12 protein-coding genes are annotated in these 13710 nt (G+C 51.9%); 2 read left to right on the top strand and 10 right to left on the bottom strand.

Annotated elements, in window-relative coordinates; all coding sequences use genetic code 11:
• Nucleotides 1-169 precede the first annotated feature (169 nt).
• The gene (gene cybB, locus IB196_RS10735; protein ID WP_005126707.1) at nt 170-700 is read right to left on the bottom strand and encodes a cytochrome b561; all 531 of its coding nucleotides are present in this window, start codon (nt 698-700) and stop codon (nt 170-172) included.
• Nucleotides 701-889: 189 nt separating this feature from the next.
• Between cybB and gap the strand changes: the two genes are divergently transcribed.
• The gene (gene gap / locus IB196_RS10730) at nt 890-1891 is read left to right on the top strand and encodes a type I glyceraldehyde-3-phosphate dehydrogenase (RefSeq protein ID WP_005126706.1); all 1002 of its coding nucleotides are present in this window, start codon (nt 890-892) and stop codon (nt 1889-1891) included.
• Nucleotides 1892-1937: 46 nt separating this feature from the next.
• Here gap and aldA read toward each other — a convergent pair whose 3' ends face one another.
• The 3 genes from aldA to hrpA all read right to left on the bottom strand — a co-directional run bounded on the left by aldA (nt 1938) and on the right by hrpA (nt 8357).
• The gene (aldA, locus tag IB196_RS10725) at nt 1938-3377 is read right to left on the bottom strand and encodes an aldehyde dehydrogenase (RefSeq protein WP_188231641.1); all 1440 of its coding nucleotides are present in this window, start codon (nt 3375-3377) and stop codon (nt 1938-1940) included.
• 199 nt (nt 3378-3576) lie between these two features.
• The gene (locus IB196_RS10720) at nt 3577-4374 is read right to left on the bottom strand and encodes a YdcF family protein (protein WP_040230948.1); all 798 of its coding nucleotides are present in this window, start codon (nt 4372-4374) and stop codon (nt 3577-3579) included.
• 80 nt (nt 4375-4454) lie between these two features.
• Entirely contained in the window at nt 4455-8357 is a 3903-nt protein-coding gene (gene hrpA / locus IB196_RS10715) for an ATP-dependent RNA helicase HrpA (protein WP_188231642.1), read from the bottom strand.
• Nucleotides 8358-8558: 201 nt separating this feature from the next.
• On the opposite strand from hrpA, the gene azoR reads away from it, so the two are divergent.
• Nucleotides 8559-9164 (top strand): FMN-dependent NADH-azoreductase, encoded by a 606-nt coding sequence (azoR, locus tag IB196_RS10710; RefSeq protein WP_005126702.1) that lies wholly within the window; start codon nt 8559-8561, stop codon nt 9162-9164.
• A 34-nt stretch (nt 9165-9198) separates the two neighbouring features.
• On the opposite strand, the gene IB196_RS10705 is transcribed toward azoR, so the two are convergent.
• The 6 genes from IB196_RS10705 to IB196_RS10680 form a co-directional block, all read right to left on the bottom strand.
• Entirely contained in the window at nt 9199-9390 is a 192-nt protein-coding gene (locus tag IB196_RS10705) for a hypothetical protein (protein WP_005126701.1), read from the bottom strand.
• Nucleotides 9391-9518: 128 nt separating this feature from the next.
• Nucleotides 9519-9845, bottom strand: a complete 327-nt coding sequence (locus tag IB196_RS10700) for a YdbL family protein (protein ID WP_188231643.1) — start codon at nt 9843-9845, stop codon at nt 9519-9521.
• Between the two features lie 7 nt (nt 9846-9852).
• The gene (locus IB196_RS10695; protein ID WP_003020350.1) at nt 9853-10044 is read right to left on the bottom strand and encodes a YnbE family lipoprotein; all 192 of its coding nucleotides are present in this window, start codon (nt 10042-10044) and stop codon (nt 9853-9855) included.
• The gene (locus IB196_RS10690; RefSeq protein WP_188231644.1) at nt 10041-12680 is read right to left on the bottom strand and encodes a YdbH family protein; all 2640 of its coding nucleotides are present in this window, start codon (nt 12678-12680) and stop codon (nt 10041-10043) included. Before IB196_RS10690 ends, IB196_RS10695 begins: the two co-directional genes overlap by 4 nt.
• Before the next feature lie 231 nt (nt 12681-12911).
• On the bottom strand, nt 12912-13247 hold the full coding sequence (locus IB196_RS10685) for a hypothetical protein (RefSeq protein ID WP_005120922.1): 336 nt from the start codon (nt 13245-13247) through the stop codon (nt 12912-12914).
• Between the two features lie 10 nt (nt 13248-13257).
• Nucleotides 13258-13710, bottom strand: coding sequence for a hypothetical protein (locus IB196_RS10680; RefSeq protein WP_155021088.1), 453 nt, complete (start codon nt 13708-13710; stop codon nt 13258-13260).

The raw sequence follows: 13710 nt of genomic DNA, 5'->3' as shown, positions 1-13710 counted from the left end.
TAATCTGCCTCTCATTAACTGTATTTATATACAGTAGTTTTAATAAGGACAGCGATCAAGTATCAAATGTGGCGAATTGAGCGTTGTTTAACCATCTTGTCGATAAGCTTTTATGATGTCTGGAAAAATAAGCGGCTAAAAAAATGCCCCACATTTGCGGGGCATTACCTCAGGAGCGTTTTCGCGGCATCATGCGCAACAACGTATTGTCCTTCCAGAAATAGTGATGCATCAGGGCAGCAGCAGCATGCAGAGCAATGACAAAATAGCCCAGGTTGGCCAGCGTCACGTGCCAGGACTTCAGCATATCCACTAAATCAAAGTTGGCCTCTGCCGCATGCGGCATAACGATGCCAAATGCAATCCACGGGTTACCCCGGTTGTACATCATCACCAGCCCAATAATCGGCAGCACAATAAACAACAGATAGATAACCAGATGCCCCAGATGCGCCATTCCGGTCATCATCGGTTTCGGTTTTGGCACAATCGGCGGTGCTGGATATTTGAGCCTGACCAGCAAGCGCACCACCATCAGTGTTAAAATGGCAATGCCGCAGGAGACGTGCACCATGTTGAACCCGGGACGATAGCTGCGCGGGAAAAATCCGCGAAACTCCATGGCGCTGTAGGCCACAATGACCAACAAAAAGACCAGCCAGTGAATGCCAATTTGCAGGCCAGAATACTTATTCCCCATAACACTTCCCGAATAAAAACAATAATGCGTCAACATAACGGGCTTTTGTTAAAAATTCATTAAGTTTTGTTCACCCATTTTCAGTCAGTTACGTTTAACCGCAAGAACCGCTATTGCCGAGGATGCCTGTCTGGACTAAGCCTGGTAGGGAAAATATGTCGTACCGCCTCATCCTGACAGGAGAAAACCATGAGTAAAATTGGCATTAACGGTTTTGGTCGTATCGGTCGTCTGGTATTGCGTCGGCTACTGGAAGTCAAAAGCAGCGCGGAGGTCGTCGCTATCAATGACCTTACCTCACCGAAAATCCTCGCCTATCTGTTAAAACACGATTCAAACTACGGCCCGTTTCCCTGGAGCGTCGACTTTACCGAGGACGCACTGATTGTCGATGGTAAAAAAATTGCCGTTTACGCCGAAAAAGAGGCCAAAAATATTCCGTGGAAAACTACAGGTGCGGAAATTATCATCGAATGCACCGGTTTTTATACCTCAACAGAAAAATCGCAGGCCCACCTGGATGCCGGCGCCCAAAAAGTCCTGATATCCGCCCCGGCTGGCGATATGAAAACCATTGTCTTTAACGTCAACGACGACACGATGGATGCCAGCGATCGGATTATCTCTGTCGCATCGTGCACCACCAACTGCCTGGCGCCGATGGCAAAAGCGCTGCACGACAGCTTTGGTATTCAGCTTGGCACCATGACCACCATCCATGCCTATACCGGAACGCAGTCACTGGTTGATGGCCCTCGCGGGAAAGATCTGCGCGCCTCACGGGCGGCGGCGGAGAATATCATTCCCCATACCACCGGGGCCGCCAAAGCCATTGGTCTGGTCATTCCGGCATTGAGCGGAAAATTAAAAGGCCACGCTCAGCGAGTACCGGTGAAAACCGGCTCCGTTACGGAACTGGTTTCGATATTGGGGAAAAAAGTCACCGCTGAAGAGGTCAACAATGCGCTGAAAAAAGCCACACAGGATAATGAATCCTTTGGTTATACCGACGAGGAGATTGTCTCGTCAGATGTCATTGGCTCGCATTTTGGTTCCGTATTTGATGCAACACAAACCGAAATTACCGAAGTGGGCGATCTGCAACTGGTAAAAACCGTTGCCTGGTACGATAACGAATACGGTTTTGTCACCCAGCTTATTCGTACGCTGGATAAATTTATCAAACTCTGACGCAGTACTGGCGGAGGGAAACCTCCGCCAGGTGTAGAGTAAAAACTCAGGACTGCAGATAAACCACTTGCGTTTGCAGATATTCATTCAGACCGTGCTTACCGTCCGCCCCGCCAATCCCGGACTTACGCCAGCCCGCATGGAAGCCCTGCATCGCCTCGAAGTTTTCACGATTAATGTAGGTTTCGCCAAACTTCAGCCCTTTAATCGCCTTCATCGCCGTATTCAGATTCTGCGTGTAAATTGATGAGGTCAGACCGTAGTCGCTGTCATTGGCCATCGTCAGCGCCTCTTCCAGCGAGTCAAATGACACTACCGGTAGCACCGGGCCAAATGTCTCTTCGTGCATTATTGCCATCTCCTGGCGCACGTCTAACAGTAACGTCGGTGGGTAATAATAGCCTTTCCCCTCTATGGCTTTACCGCCTAGTACCACCCTGGCGCCCTCCTGCACTGCGCGCGCCACTTTCTGTTCCACACGTGCCAGCGCAGCCGCATTAATGAGCGGCCCCATCGCGATGTCATTACGCTCGGCCGGGTTGCCAAACTGGACGGCTTTCATTGCCTCTCCCAGACGATTCACAAACTGGTCATAGATGCCTTTCTGGACATACACGCGTTCGGCACAGTTGCACACCTGACCGGTGTTAATCACCCGCGAGTCAACAATTGCCTTCACGGCCAGCTCAAGATCGGCATCATCCATGACGATTGCCGGCGCTTTTCCGCCCAGCTCCAGACAAACTTTAGTGATATTTTTAGCCGCTGCGGCCATAATTTTCTCGCCCGCGCCGACGCTGCCGGTCATACTCACCATCGCCACTTTCGGGTTTCCAGCCAGCTCCTGACCGACGGTTTCACCGCGTCCGAGCACCAGATTAAATACGCCGCGCGGCAAACCGATATCATCAACAATTTTGGCAAAAGCGATGGCATTATTCGGCGTGAATTCGCTGGGTTTAATGACAATGGTATTACCCGTCAGCAATGCGGGAGCCAGCTTGCGGGCAATCAGGAAAAACGGAAAGTTCCACGGCAGAATGCCGGTTGTTACACCTAACGCACGCTTAAACAGCAGGATATTCTCACCCGGACGATCGCTTTGCAGGATCTCGCCTTCATAGCGACGCGCCCATTCCGCCATATAATCGATGTAGTCGGCGGTAAATGAGACTTCAACCTCAGCCAGCTGCTGTATTTTTCCACCTTCCGCCACAATCAGCGCACTAATTTCGCTGGCGCGTTGACGGATGCCCGCAGAAATTTTGCGTAGCCAGTTTGCGCGTTCAATAGCAGGCAGGGCTTCCCATTGCGGCTGAGCTCGCTGTGCGGCATCGATCGCTTTACGCGCATCTTCGGCACGGCCATCGGGAATACGTGAGATCAGCTCTTCCGTGGCCGGATTGACGACATCAATCCAGGCGTCATCGTGCCTGGTCACAAACTGCCCATCGATATACATAGGATGTTGTACGGGTACTGACATGCGGCTCTCCTGTGATTGATTTGTTTTTAACAAGTAAAACTATTGTTAATTAATACCAATCATGCATGACGCATTACTGCTGGAATAGTCGTTCTGTGAGCCACTTCATAAAAGCATCTGGCAACATCATGGCGAAGAGAAAAAACAGGCAGGATTTATGCCCGTTTGCGACAAAACATTCACAAACGGGCGGCAGAGATTACAGCGATCGGCTCGCCAGCAAGTCAGTCAGCGCCGTATCGTTTTGCAGATGCAGCCATGCATCCTCAACATTCTGCGGAATATCAACATGGGCGATAAAACCACGACCACGAGGGCCATAGCCGGTTGCATCATCGCGCAGCCTCGGCAATTCGCCGGTAATCAATGAAAGATAGCGATCCACAGACCACAGCCCCTCCGCAGCCGGCGCGAAATCCACACCACCGTTCTGTAGAGTCAACTCAGGGATAAAACCGGGAAAACTCAACCAGCGCGGTGCCTGCAGATCATCACGGGTTACACGCTGGAATGTCGCCATCGTGCGGCGTTGCATTGTAGGGTCCTGCACCACAATGACCGTGTGAATATTTTCTATCGCCTGGTTCAGTAAGGCACAGCTAAAGCGTGCATTCTCACCACAGTTTGTTGACTGGTCTTCCACCCAAATCGTCTCACCCGGAATTTGCCAGAACTGGTGCGCAATATCAGCCAGGATCGCAGCTTCTGCTCGTCCGCTGGTGCGGATGATGTTATAGCGAGGATGCTCTGCAATCGCGTCATACAGAAAGCGCGTAGAATGACCGATGCCACCGCTAATCAATAAGGGAACCTGTTGTTCTTTCGCGATCCGACAAGCGGCGTCGATGGTCGGAATAACCGCGTTGCCCGCCAGAATCACGCAGTCTGACTGAACGGTGATGTTCTCCATAAAATCATTCTGCGCCAACCATCGCCCTACGGTATTTATCGCTGCAAGGGTGGCTGCGGAAAGTATCGGGAACTGACTCATACTCATAACTCCTGGTGTTTATTCTTTACCGGGTACAGATGCCGGATGACGGCTATGCCTTATCCGGTCTACGGCACCACCACGCATTAGCCTGAAATCTGCTCCATCGCCTGCAGAATACGTTTATCGGAGATCGGATATGGCGTGCCGAGCTGCTGGGCAAAGTAGCTGACTCGCAGCTCTTCTATCATCCAGCGGATCTCTTTGACATCATCATCTTCACGCCGCGCGGGCGGCAGTTTATTGAACCACTGCTGCCAGGCCTGCTGCACGCTATCTACTTTCAGCATCTGCGCCCGATCGCGGTGCGGATCAATCGCCAGTTTCTCCAGCCGTTTTTCAATGGCCTGCAAATAACGCAACGTATCGCCCAGACGTTTGAAACCGTTGCCGGTGACAAAACCACGGTACACCAGCCCACCCATTTGCGCTTTGATATCCGAAAGCCCCAGCGCCATGGTCATATCCACACGCCCTTTCAGACGTTTGTTGATGTTAAATACCGCCGTCAGGATCTGTTCGACCTGCTTCGCAATATCGACCACCGTGTCATTCAGCTCAGCCCGCACTTTTTCGTGCAACGCCGCAAAGCCCTCTTCCGTCCACACCGGGCCGCCGTTAGCGTCGATAAGCCTATCCACACCGCAGGAAATACAGTCGTCAATCAAATCCAGCACTTTGCCATACGGATTAAAATACAGCCCCAGCTTGGCTTTGTTGGGCAGTTTCTCGTGTAAGTATTTGATAGGTGATGGAATATTCAGCAGCAACAGACGGCGTAAACCGCACCACATCGCCTGCTGTTGCTCCAGCGGATTATCAAACAGTTTGATGGCAACGCTGTCACGCTCATCCACCAGCGCTGGCCACGCTTTCACTTTATAGTTACCGCGTTTTTGCTCGTAACTTTCCGGCAGTTGACCAAAGCTCCAGATGTGCAGACCGCTCTGTTCAATACCGTCATCCGCCACTGCAGACAATGTTTCCTGAACTTTGCCCTTCAGCGCATCTTTCAGATCCTGCAGTGAGCGTCCTTCCTGCAGCTTTTTGTTCTTATCGTCGACCACCCGGAACGTTATCTTCAGATGATCGGGCACCTGATCCCAATGCCAGTCTTCACGGTCAACGGTGACGCCGGTCATCCGGCGCAGTTCACGCTCCAGCGAATCCAGCAGCGGCAGTTCCAGCGGCGTCACCCGGCCTAAAAACGCTTCCGCATAGTTCGGTGCCGGCACAAAGTTGCGTCGGACCGGTTTCGGTAGCGACTTAATCAGCGCGATCACCAGTTCACGACGCAGCCCCGGGATTTGCCATTCAAAACCGCTCTCTTCAACCTGGTTTAGTAACGGCAGCGGAATATGCACGGTCACGCCATCCGCATCAGCGCCGGGTTCAAACTGGTAGCTTAACCGCAGTTTGAGATTGCCCTGATGCCAGAAGTTTGGGTAATCCAGCTTGCTGATTTTCTCCGCGCCCTCTTTGATAAGCATACTTTTTTCAAAGTTGAGCAGATCCGGTGTCTCGCGGCTGACTCTCTTCCACCAGCTATCAAAGTGGCGGGCGGAAACCACATCATGGCTGATGCGCTGGTCGTAAAATTCAAACAGCGTCTCATCATCGACCAGAATGTCGCGACGACGTGATTTGTGCTCTAACTCTTCCACTTCCGCGCGCAGCTTGAGGTTGTCACGGAAAAACGCATGTCGCGTCTGCCAGTCACCTTCCACCAGCGCATGGCGAATAAACAGTTCACGCGATAGTGCAGGATCGATCTGGCTGTAGTTCACCTTACGGGCGGCTACAATCGGTAAGCCGTAAACAGTGACTTTTTCTGTCGCCATCACTGCCCCCTGGGCACGCTCCCAGTGCGGTTCACTGTATGAACGTTTGATCAGATGCTGGGCAACCGGCTCCACCCACTCGGGATCGATGTGCGCGGCAATACGTCCCCACAGGCGGCTGGTTTCCACCAGCTCCGCCACCATTGTCCATTTCGGCGGTTTTTTAAACAGACCAGAACCGGGGAAGATCGAGAAACGGGCGTTACGCGCGCCGGTAAATTCCTGTTTATCGGCATCTTTCATCCCGATATGCGACAGTAATCCGGTCAGCAGCGCAACGTGGATTTCCCGATACTCAGCAGGTTCACTGTTGACCGGAATACCTAACTCTTTCACCACCTGACGCAGTTGCGTGTAGATATCCTGCCATTCGCGCACGCGCAGATAGTTAAGGAAATCAACCTTACACTGGCGACGGAACTGGTTCGACGACAGCGCTTTTTGCTGCTCGCCGAGATAGTTCCACAGGTTCACAAACGCGAGGAAATCAGACTCTTTGTCGTGGAAACGGCGGTGCTTCTCGTCGGAAGCCTGCTGCTTGTCCATTGGACGCTCGCGCGGATCCTGAATGGACAGCGCCGAGGTAATGATCATCGCCTCACGTACGCAGCCATGTTTTTGCGCTTCCAGCACCATGCGCGCCAGACGCGGGTCCACTGGCAGTTGCGACAGCTGACGACCCAACGGCGTTAACTTATACGCGGTTGCCTGTTCATCGGTGGTTATCGCCCCCAGCTCTTCGAGCAGGCGTACCCCGTCCTGAATATTGCGTTTATCCGGTGCTTCAACGAACGGGAATGCCGCGATATCACCCAGTCCCAGCGCCGTCATCTGCAAAATAACGGATGCCAGGTTGGTACGCAGGATCTCCGGGTCGGTAAACTCCGGGCGCGACAGGAAATCGTCTTCGGAATAGAGACGAATACAGATCCCTTCTGAAACACGACCGCAGCGGCCTTTACGCTGGTTGGCAGAAGCCTGCGACACCGGTTCAATCGGCAAACGCTGGACTTTAGTACGGTAGCTGTAACGGCTGATACGCGCAGTACCCGGGTCAATTACATATTTGATCCCCGGCACGGTCAGCGAGGTTTCCGCCACGTTGGTAGCCAGCACGATACGGCGGCCGCTGTGCGACTGGAATACGCGGTTCTGCTCGCTGTTAGAGAGGCGGGCGTACAGCGGCAACACTTCGGTATGACGTAAATCCAGTTTGTTCAGTGCATCAGCGGTATCGCGAATTTCACGTTCACCACTCATAAAGATCAGAATATCACCCTGGCTTTCACGTCCCAGTTCATCTACGGCATCAAAAATTGCCTGCAGTTGGTCACGTTCCGTGTCATCTGCATCTTCAACAATCGGGCGATAGCGTACTTCTACCGGGTACGTTCGGCCGGAGACTTCGATAATCGGCGCATTATTGAAATGCTTTGAAAAACGCTCCGGGTCGATGGTCGCCGAAGTGATAATAATTTTTAGATCCGGACGGCGCGGCAGGAGTTCTTTCAAATAGCCGAGCAGAAAATCGATATTCAGACTGCGTTCATGCGCTTCATCGATGATGATAGTGTCGTACTGCATCAGCAGTCGATCCTGCTGGATTTCCGCCAGCAAAATACCGTCCGTCATCAGCTTAACCATGGTGTTATCGCTGACATGATCGCTGAAACGCACTTTATAACCGATACAGCCGCCCGGCTCGGTTTGCAACTCTTCCGCAATACGGTTCGCCACGGTGCGCGCAGCCAGACGACGCGGCTGGGTATGACCGATCAGCCCTTTCAACCCGCGCCCCAGCTCCATACAGATCTTCGGTAACTGGGTGGTTTTACCTGAACCGGTTTCCCCGGCAACAATCACCACCTGATGGTCGCGAATGGCGTCCAGAATATCCTGCTTTTTCTGACTAACAGGCAGGTTTTCCGGATAGGTAATTGTCGGTCGAGCGGCTTCACGCAGCACAACCTTACCGGCTGCCTGCTCAATCTCTTTTGCCATCTCCTGGTAAATGGCCTGTTGTGCATCAGGATTTTTAACCTTCTTCACGCCGTGCAGACGGCGGGCAAAGCGCTGTCTGTCGCGCAGCATCAGTGAGTCCAGCTGTTGCTGCAGCATGTTGAAGGTTAATTTTTGTTGTTCTGTCATAGCATTAGAGGGCAGTGCTCTGCCGGGTTAAATCTCTTGTAGATGATAGGTATAGAGTACCACATCGGCGCTTTTCATGTGTTGTTCAATAATTTCGAACATAGGATTCGATATATTGCGCTATCACTGCGGCAGGATTGTGAATAAAGTGTCAACAAGCAACGGGGCACATCCCCTTCAAACACATAAAAGGAAACACCCATGAGCAAGGTATTAGTTCTTAAATCCAGTATTCTGGCAGGGTACTCTCAGTCTGGTCAGTTGTCTGATTATTTTGTTGAACAGTGGCGTGAAAAGCACTCCGCTGATGAAATCACCGTCCGTGACCTGGCTGCAAATCCTGTTCCGGTGCTGGATGGCGAGCTGGTGGGTGCAATGCGCCCGAGCGATACGCCGCTGACGCCACGCCAGCAAGAAGCGCTCGCGCTGTCCGATGAACTGATCGCTGAGTTGAAAGCGCATGATGTGATTGTTATCGCCGCGCCGATGTATAACTTCAACATCCCAACGCAACTGAAAAACTACTTCGACCTGATTGCCCGTGCAGGCGTCACCTTCCGTTATACGGAGAAAGGTCCGGAAGGTCTGGTAACCGGAAAACGTGCTATCGTGCTGACCAGCCGTGGTGGTATCCATAAAGATACGCCGACCGATCTGATCACTCCGTATCTGAACGTATTCCTGGGCTTTATCGGCATTACCGACGTGAACGTCGTCTTTGCTGAAGGCATTGCGTACGGCCCGGAAGTGGCATCCAAAGCACAGTCCGATGCGAAAGCCGCTATCGACAGCGTCGTCGCTGCCTGATGATAGACCCTCTCACTATCCGGTGGGAGGGTACTTACTTCTTTGCCTGCACTCGAACCTGTTTGCCGTGAATGCGGTTAATATCACGCCAGATGGTTGCGTAATCCCTGCACTTCGCCAGATTTTCTTCCCAGCAATGCTGTAAAAATTGTTCCCGCTCGGCGACATCCCGACTTAATAGCTTGAATACCCAACGATTCCAGACATACCACTTGAGAAGCCACATGATTTCACCCCAGGACGCTACCGGAGGGGAACTATATCAACATCGATATCATGCAGTGTGGCAACTATTGCGATGTCGATGAATAATTCATGTGATGCACTACTTGTCAGCGCCTGCTCAGAAATGAATTATTCTTTCCTTAACCATTTCCCATTTATGCCCTGTACATACTCGCCGGGTTTGGCGCGGGCAACCAGCTTTTGTCCGGCCATTTTCGCCACTTCATCAGCCGGAATATTATTGCTCTCAGCCAGTTGCTGATAGCTGGCGCTGCGCGCTTTATTAATTTCACTCACCAGTGTCTGCGTTTCGGCATCGGTTTTCAATGCCACCAGATAACCATTAAGCGTTTCGCCCACCCGCCCCTGAGTTCTGGCTTCACCCAGGGTTAACGCCCACACATTGCCGCTGAGTAGACTCAGAGCGACCAGAATCACTGCAAGCTGTTTTTTCATCGTAACCTCAGAACAGATCGCTGCGCGATTTCAACAAGCTCTCAACGTCTTTATCGACTTTGATATGGATCTCGTGTTCGATTTTGACGTTCATATTAATCGTGATCGGTTCTTTTGGCGCAGCCACTTCGATTCTGGGTGTGCACCCGACCAGCAGAGATGACGCCAATAGACCCAGCATCGCAGCTATCGTTTTCATTGTTGTTCCTCACATTCCTTGCCTTCCGGGCAATGGTTTTCCGGCAACGCTGCATTTTGTTCAAGCCATGCCTGTAAATTGTCGCCAAAACGCAAACTGCGCCATAGCGTAAAGACGTTTTCCTCGTGGGTGTAATTCAAATTAACCGTTCCCACTTTACCATCCACCCGACTGTTGCCAGTCACCGTTGCCTGCATGGTTAAAACACCGAGGTTATCCAGATTTATTTTCGTCCAGGAATGACTTATTTCCATATAACGCAGCCAGTTAATGGCCGCACCCGCCGCCATATTATCTTTGACGACGGCATCCGCCGTGTCCTTATCAATACGCAGCGTCATGGGGCCGGGGTTGGTCAGCCAGCCGTCTTTAATGATCCACTTTTCGTTATCCAGCCATAACGGCAACGCACCGCTAACCGGGCCAGACATGGCGAATTGTTTGGGATTAACCGCGCTGATAAGCTCGCTGGAAGAAATATTCTGCACCCGCAATAATGCTGGATCGTGCTGCGGCATCCGCAGTTGCTGCATGATGACTTTGCCCCCCAGCAGTTCGGCGCTGACATCGCTTAACAGTAACGGATTGTCTTCACTCCAGGGATACGCCCCCTGCAGATCGGCGGCGATATTTTTCACCGTCACCTGATTCACTACTTCCGCGATACGCAGCGAAATAGGCTCACGCGTACCCAGTTGCCACGCACCTTCACTAAATCGAAACGGCAACACAAAATCGACGCCATTGATTTGGTTATCAGGCATCCAGGCGCTACCGCCTTTTAATACCCCATGACCGCCCGCTTCAAACCCCTGATCCGAGGCGGCCGAGAACGCAACCTGCGCATACAGTTCACCTTCGCGTAGCTTCATTTTCCAGTCAGGTGGGATGAGCGGTTGGAAAACGGTGAGCGATTGTTTTGGCCACCAGGCCTGACCGCGCAGACGGATCCCGTCCCACCGGCCATTAAGCTGTACGGGCCCAATCGCCCCCGCGTGAAGCTGGCCTTTGAACTGGAAAACCGTCGGGTCGGTACCTTCCACGCTAAATTTCAGGGTTGATGGCGGTAACACGCTTCCCCCAGTGAAGATGGTGTTCCCGGCGTCCAGCGACAGCGCACCACTGAATGTCGGTTTGCTGGCATCCCGTACCCACACGATCGGCTCATCCATCATCAGACGCGGATTTTCCACCTTCATGGTGCCGTATTGCAGTTGGTCAAATCCGGTCGAGAGGTCGAAAAGTCTCAGGGTGTTGTCGTGCCACTCCCCTTTGCCCGCGACATCCCAAAGCGCATGCATCGGTGTAAAACTGCCTTTGCCCCAATACCGCCACTGCCAACGACCGGCATCAGGAAGAAAATCATTTGCCAGACCATCAAGGTGCAACTCAAAGCCACCCATCTGATTCTCATGCGCCCGTAAAATGGCCTGTAGACGCCCATCCACACCGCGCTGTGTCACTTTAACGCCAGCCAATGGCCAGCGAATTTCGTCTATATCCAGTGAGTCAATCACCCGTCCACGCGAGCGCAGCAGCGCCCCTGGCTCGAAAGCGAGTTGCGGATCGGTCAGGCTTCCGGTAAGTCTGGCGGGTAACTTCGCGTAGAAGATCAGGTCATCCTGTTTCGCCTCGCCGATCAACTGTAACGGCATATCGCTACTATCCACACCGAGCCTACCTGGCCCTAACGTTAATACGGCGTTTCCTTTACCGGCATCGCCTTGCGTCAGAATGTTCAGACGCCCGCTCACCACCGCATTTTCCAGCCCGGCCTGCCAGTTCTCAACTTTCACACCCAACCGCCCGCTGAGCGGGAATCCTTGATAAGGCCAGTTCCAGCGACCGTCGCTAATGGTGAGTTGCTGACGGGTTATTTCCCACGGGAGATCGAGTAGCGGATCGACATTATCCCGCGCCATGACGATCAGTTGTCCGCTGTTTTCTTGCCACTCAAGTTCGGCGTCAACCAGCGTTGGCTCCTGCGGCAAGCTCAGAGTAGCAACCGCATGCCCGCTCACCGGTAGTCCATCAGGAACCAGCGGCATAGTAAATTCACCAACCAGTTTTACCGGCGGCTGCCCTTCAAATGCTGCAACATCCAGCTCATTTACCGTCAGATTTTGCCCGTGCAGACGCCCCTGAAATTTAACTTTTTCACCCTGGTAGCGCAGCTGCTGGGTAGAGGGCGTTAGCGAGAGCGATAGTTTCCCCTGCCACTCCTGCCATGGAGAGAGAATAACGTTGTCGATGTTAATCCAGGTATTGGGTAGCATCGATTGCCATTCAGCCAGCGTTTTTGGCGCTACCGGCGAGGGTTCTGCCTGCGGCAATTTGGCCAGGCAAGCCGAGTCGAGCTCAATTGTCCCAACATTAAGCAACCAGCGGCTGGGGTGAGAGAGGTCTGCCTGAGTAATGCGCGCTAGCGGGCAATCATCGACCAGATAGCGAAGTTCCGGGATATGCAGCCCATGCCGTGTCAGCCGTGGGCTCTCATCCAGCGCGATGCGCGTGCCGACAGGCAACCAGACGCCCACCAGCGTGGGTACCCACAGGCCAAGCGTCATGACCAACGTCAGCGGCACGAGAATCAATAATAAGAGAAGTGCCAGAACGGCTTTATATTTACCCTTCATGGGTAGTTAATATCCTGATTTAGCGAAAATTTAAGCCGGTTTAGGCCAGTATTGTGGCATGTTTAGCTAAACATGCCCACCTTAAGAATAGATCCCATTGAAATATATGTAATATTTATAGGTTGTGAGTAATAAAAAATAGTGGTCTCTCAGTGAGATACCCCTGTACCACATCCGTCAGTAGCGCAGAAAACCGACCATTTTTTCGCCCTATTAGCCCTATGCCGTGCCTCATTTCTGGTGAAAGGCAATGCCCAATAATTTGTCGAGCACAATATTAACCAGCGAAATAGCAATCTTCTCAACCTGAGCTCTTGCTGCAATTTCCGCCGTGTTTTTATATTGTCGCAGCAGTTGATCTCTGGCGTAGAGCAACGCCTCCAGTTCACTGTCACTCAGTTTTCCCTGCCCACGAAGACGCAGCCAGTACGCAATTTTCTTACCGGTATCGTTTATTACCTCATTCGTATCTTTTGCTGCCGAGAGCAAGAGCGCTTTCAGTTGTTCTTTAATGGACTCAGCAACCTCATTTTTAATCGCATTCATGGCATCATCAATATCTGACATTTTTCATCCCCTATTTTACAACAGACCCCACGCGGGAACTTTCTCCCCGAATGGCCAGATCGTAGTTCAACTTAACTACATCGGTTTTTTCATTCACATAGACGACGCTAAATAACTTTTTATCCTTCATCGCCATTTGGCAATCACTCTCAAAGACATTATCGAGGTAATGAATAGCCCGTACACGTGAGTCATCATGTTTGCCTGCAGCATATTCCGTCGCCTCACGGAACTTGAGGTCCCCGGTATCGCAGGTAGCCTTTACCTTAGTTTCATCAAAGGTATTCCCGGGTTTAGCTGTATTATCTTCGAGAAATTTAAGGTGGAACGCCTTCAAATTTGTGAAGTTCTGGTACGCTCCTGCATCGTAGTGTGAAACGAATAAGGCACACCCACTCAGTAAAAGGAAAGTGCAAAACATCAGCGGGGCAGTGTGTTTAAGCACTATATTAGATCGTTTCAT

Source organism: Citrobacter sp. C6_1, from assembly GCF_014596835.2.
GTDB classification, from domain to species: domain Bacteria; phylum Pseudomonadota; class Gammaproteobacteria; order Enterobacterales; family Enterobacteriaceae; genus Citrobacter; species Citrobacter pasteurii.
The sequence above is the reverse complement of the archived record's forward strand: the minus strand, read 5'-3'. Positions and strand labels throughout refer to the sequence as shown.

Excerpts from the sequence above, each read along its gene's own strand:
- IB196_RS10680 (WP_155021088.1), bottom strand. The coding sequence starts at position 13,710 with ATGAAACGATCTAATATAGTGCTTAAACACACTGCCCCGCTGATGTTT.
- aldA (WP_188231641.1), bottom strand. The coding sequence starts at position 3,377 with ATGTCAGTACCCGTACAACATCCTATGTATATCGATGGGCAGTTTGTG.
- cybB (WP_005126707.1), bottom strand. The coding sequence starts at position 700 with ATGGGGAATAAGTATTCTGGCCTGCAAATTGGCATTCACTGGCTGGTC.
- IB196_RS10690 (WP_188231644.1), bottom strand. The coding sequence starts at position 12,680 with ATGAAGGGTAAATATAAAGCCGTTCTGGCACTTCTCTTATTATTGATT.
- IB196_RS10695 (WP_003020350.1), bottom strand. The coding sequence starts at position 10,044 with ATGAAAACGATAGCTGCGATGCTGGGTCTATTGGCGTCATCTCTGCTG.
- hrpA (WP_188231642.1), bottom strand. The coding sequence starts at position 8,357 with ATGACAGAACAACAAAAATTAACCTTCAACATGCTGCAGCAACAGCTG.
- IB196_RS10700 (WP_188231643.1), bottom strand. The coding sequence starts at position 9,845 with ATGAAAAAACAGCTTGCAGTGATTCTGGTCGCTCTGAGTCTACTCAGC.
- IB196_RS10705 (WP_005126701.1), bottom strand. The coding sequence starts at position 9,390 with ATGTGGCTTCTCAAGTGGTATGTCTGGAATCGTTGGGTATTCAAGCTA.
- azoR (WP_005126702.1), top strand. The coding sequence starts at position 8,559 with ATGAGCAAGGTATTAGTTCTTAAATCCAGTATTCTGGCAGGGTACTCT.
- IB196_RS10685 (WP_005120922.1), bottom strand. The coding sequence starts at position 13,247 with ATGTCAGATATTGATGATGCCATGAATGCGATTAAAAATGAGGTTGCT.
- IB196_RS10720 (WP_040230948.1), bottom strand. The coding sequence starts at position 4,374 with ATGAGTATGAGTCAGTTCCCGATACTTTCCGCAGCCACCCTTGCAGCG.
- gap (WP_005126706.1), top strand. The coding sequence starts at position 890 with ATGAGTAAAATTGGCATTAACGGTTTTGGTCGTATCGGTCGTCTGGTA.